The organism is Crocosphaera sp. Alani8, from assembly GCF_038442745.1.
In the GTDB taxonomy this organism is placed as follows: domain Bacteria; phylum Cyanobacteriota; class Cyanobacteriia; order Cyanobacteriales; family Microcystaceae; genus Crocosphaera.
This window is the reverse complement of record NZ_JARVCN010000325.1, coordinates 1-3,614: the sequence shown is the minus strand read 5'-3', so window position 1 is coordinate 3,614 and position 3,614 is coordinate 1. Positions and strand designations below refer to the sequence as shown.

The 3,614-nt window shown below is 38.8% G+C and carries 2 protein-coding genes; both read right to left on the bottom strand.

The genetic code is table 11. From position 1 onward, the window contains the following. Nucleotides 1-98 precede the first annotated feature (98 nt). Complete coding sequence (locus tag P9B04_RS17120) at nucleotides 99-1,316, bottom strand: glycosyltransferase family 2 protein (protein ID WP_342056190.1); 1,218 nt, start codon at nucleotides 1,314-1,316, stop codon at nucleotides 99-101. Nucleotides 1,317-1,378: 62 nt separating this feature from the next. Further along, complete coding sequence (locus P9B04_RS17115) at nucleotides 1,379-3,481, bottom strand: GumC family protein (RefSeq protein ID WP_342056189.1); 2,103 nt, start codon at nucleotides 3,479-3,481, stop codon at nucleotides 1,379-1,381. Nucleotides 3,482-3,614 lie beyond the last annotated feature (133 nt).

Sequence of the window (3,614 nt, the reverse complement as noted above, 5' to 3'; positions counted from 1 at the left end):
TGGAGAAGCCCGCACTGTAACGGTACTCCGTTCAGTGTCGGGAGTCGTCACTACATGATCTCTAATGCTACTCAACTCTCTGAATCTATGTTAATCAATCAATGTTTTGATATCGAACGTTCGGTTCTGACCCATTTCGATTGAGGCTTCTTCAAGAATTTCAGATATAGGGGAATTTTACTAAAAATGTACCAAAAGATAGACAATATATTGGATAAAGGTAATTCATCCTGTGCAAATCTTAACCAAGCTACGCTAATAGCCAGAAAAAGAAACAATCCAGACACCAACATACAAACAAGGGAAGTGGCACTCAACCCCATGAAAGTAAGAATCAATGTTCCACTAAAAGCGACGATCCAGAGAGCTACTAACAAAGAGAGTGGTGGAATCGATAAATCAAGAGCTTGCAAAAACAGCGTTATCCGATTTTGCTTAATTCCTTGCCAAAATAAACGAGGTACATAAGTTTGCAAAACTTGCAGGTGTCCGTGTTCCCAGCGAGTTCTCTGGCTAACAGTTGCTTGCTGTGCTTCGGGTAATTCCCCCATTACCTTTACTCCTGGACAAAGCAGAGGAGGATATCCAGCAATAGATAAATCGAATCCCAATTTCATATCCTCTACAATATGACCGTTGGCTAAATCAACCTCATGGAAAACAGACCAAGGAAAAGCCATTCCAGTGCCAAATAATAAACTTGGTAACCCAAGCCTTAAAAAACCCAAAGGACGAATTTTATTTTTGAGCTTGATTGCAAAAGTAGAGATTAAATCCTTAACATTCGAGGAATTAGGAGATTTGAAGAGATAAATGGCTTGAGTTGGTCTTCCAGTGGCGATCGTTTCGCTGGCCAGATCTTGTAAAGAGCCATCACTAACGTAACAGTCAGCATCCATCATCACCACAACATCAGGAGGACTTTTTGACAAGACAGATAAACCAAAGTCCAATGCGTATCCTTTCCCCCGTCGTTGGGTATCCTGACGTTCCACCACCGTTGCTCCCAAGGAGCGGGCAATGTCTGCTGTGTCATCTGTGCAATTATCGGCAACAACAAGTAGTCGATCTTCTTGACGTAACTGAGCTTGAATATTCTGAAGAACAGGGGCAATTCCGCTAGATTCATTGTGTGCAGGGACAATCACCGCTAATGAATGTTTATCATCTAGTTTCATTTTTCTAGTTTGGGGTTTGTTGAATACACTAGCTAAAAGAACTTCTAGAAGAAGAGTTGTGGTTAAAATCAGAAAGACAATAGCAACGGAAAATGGAATCACCTCTATGAAAGATAATGCAATTGAAATGGTGTTCATAAGCAAATTTATGGTAAAAATCAGTTAAAACAAAGATTCAAACATACTAAAAGTGTTAATTTTCAACTTTCTATTGCCACCATACCTAACACATTCATCTGAGAACGCTCTAATGATGATTTAGCCGACATGGCTTCAGGTAAGTCTAAAAGTTTTGGTCGGACAACAAATAATATGCCATCCAAAAGCTTACCAAGTATCAAGCTGTCAATTCCCTCACTTAGTGATGGACTATCAAACAAAATGTAGTCATACTTTTCTCGGAGGTTTTTCAATAAGTGCATCATCCTATCAGAATCCAGTAAGGCTAAATAATTATGAATAAGCTTTCCTGTTGTAAGTAAGGTTAAACCGTTGTCTAATTTTTGTAATACATCAAACAATTCTTGTTGTCCTGCCATAACATCTAAAATACCTTTCTCATTACTAATATTCCATCGCTGATGCTGGGTTGGATTCTGAAAATTAGTGTCTATCAGTAAGACGCGTTTTCCTAATTGAGACATAGTCAAAGCCAACTCAGAGCAAACATCCGAGACACCTTCTTCAGATACAGAACTGAAAATACCCATAGCTGTTCCTAACCCCTGATTCTCTAATTGATTAGAGCTTATATTGAGATAAAGTCGTTGATAGGTGACAAATAGATCTGAAGAATTTGATACAGACTTAGCTACGTCTTTTTTTGAAATAGAAGATGGCTCAAGATGAGGAACAATGGCAATAACAGGATAATCAAACAGGGCTTCTGCTTCTGATATAGTTTTGATGGATTTGTCCAAAATATCCAGTAGAAAAGCAATGGTAATGCCAAGAAATAAACTACCAACACCAGCCGCTAACAAATATTTTGTTGTGCTTCCCCCCCCAGAAGATTCAGGATCATAAAATATTTGCGCCTTTTCAATAATTTCCGCATTGCTTACCACTTGACTTTCAGCCAATTGTGCCTCCTGAAGTCGCTCTAGCAAGTTCACATAATTATTCTCCGCAGTTTTTAACAACAATTGGAGTTCTTGTTGCCGTCTTTTTAAGTCAGGAAACTTCAGAGAATTGTTGTAAATAATTTTTCGCCTATCTATCAATGATTGAAGTTCACTGGCAAGGCCTAAACGCTCAACTTGAACCTCCATTGACTGATTCATTAACCGACGCTTGAGATCGCTTATCTGAAGATCATCTGGGGTAACCTCTGTCTCATTACCCATAATTGGTGTTTGACCAACAACATTTTGGCTTTTTTGTGCAATAAGACTTTGTATATAGGCCTCTTTTTCTCTTAAATTAACTACACTGGGAAAATTATCTGTATATCGACTTTTTTCTTCTGCTAAGTTAGCTTGTACGCTTAAGAGTTCTTGTGATAAGGCTTGTACTTCAAGAGAGTTGTCAAGAGCATCTAGTTGTCGAGCTTGATTTAAAGGGATGCCTAACTGTCTTTGTAGTTCCTCTAGTTGAACCGTTGAAGCCGCTAGACGAGCCTGCAAAACATTAATCTTGTTGTCTAAAGTTACAATTTCATTGAGAGTGGCTTCACTTTCCTCGGTGAGGTTAACAATTTGATGAGTTGATTGAAATTTACGCAACGCATTAGCAGACTCGTCCATCGTGCTTTTAGCGGTAGAAATTTGTTGTTCAATAAATTCCCTTGCTGAAGTTGCTTCGGAACGATTGAGTTCTATATCGTGCCTAATATAAGCGTTCATGATCTGATCAACGGCAACAATAGAAAAATCGGGATCAGGTGATTCGTATCTAACAACTAAAACATCGGTTCCTCTCTGATTTTCGACCGTTAAATTGTCTCGAAACTTATCAAGAGAGATATCTTCACTTTCAAGAATATTTTCGAGTGCTGTTCCTAAAACAGAGCTGGACTTTATAATAGCCGCTTGATTTTCTAGGGGATCGATACGGCTTATGGGTTTGAGAGAACCGAGATCTCTCCCCACTTGAGTTAAAGATGTTGAAGCATCAGCCTTGAGTAAAATTTTTCCTCGAGAGCCATAGGACTCAGAATTACCCGATTTGAGTATTAACCATGCAGCTCCTGATAGACAAGTAGCAAAAATAACAGAAATTGGCAACCAACGGCGTTTAAGAACCTCGAAATAGCGATCTAAACGAATTTCCTCTACATAATTTTGATAGTTTTTGGTATCCATAAGCTCAATAGTAAGTAATAATAACCCAAATAGGGATTTAGTAATTAATTAGGGGATTTTAGCTAAGGATAGCATACACTTGTGACGACTCCCGACACTGAACGGAGTACCGTTACAGTGCGGGCTTCTCCAA

Coding starts and splice junctions, on each gene's coding strand:
- P9B04_RS17120 (WP_342056190.1), bottom strand. CDS start 1,316: ATGAACACCATTTCAATTGCATTATCTTTCATAGAGGTGATTCCATTT.
- P9B04_RS17115 (WP_342056189.1), bottom strand. CDS start 3,481: ATGGATACCAAAAACTATCAAAATTATGTAGAGGAAATTCGTTTAGAT.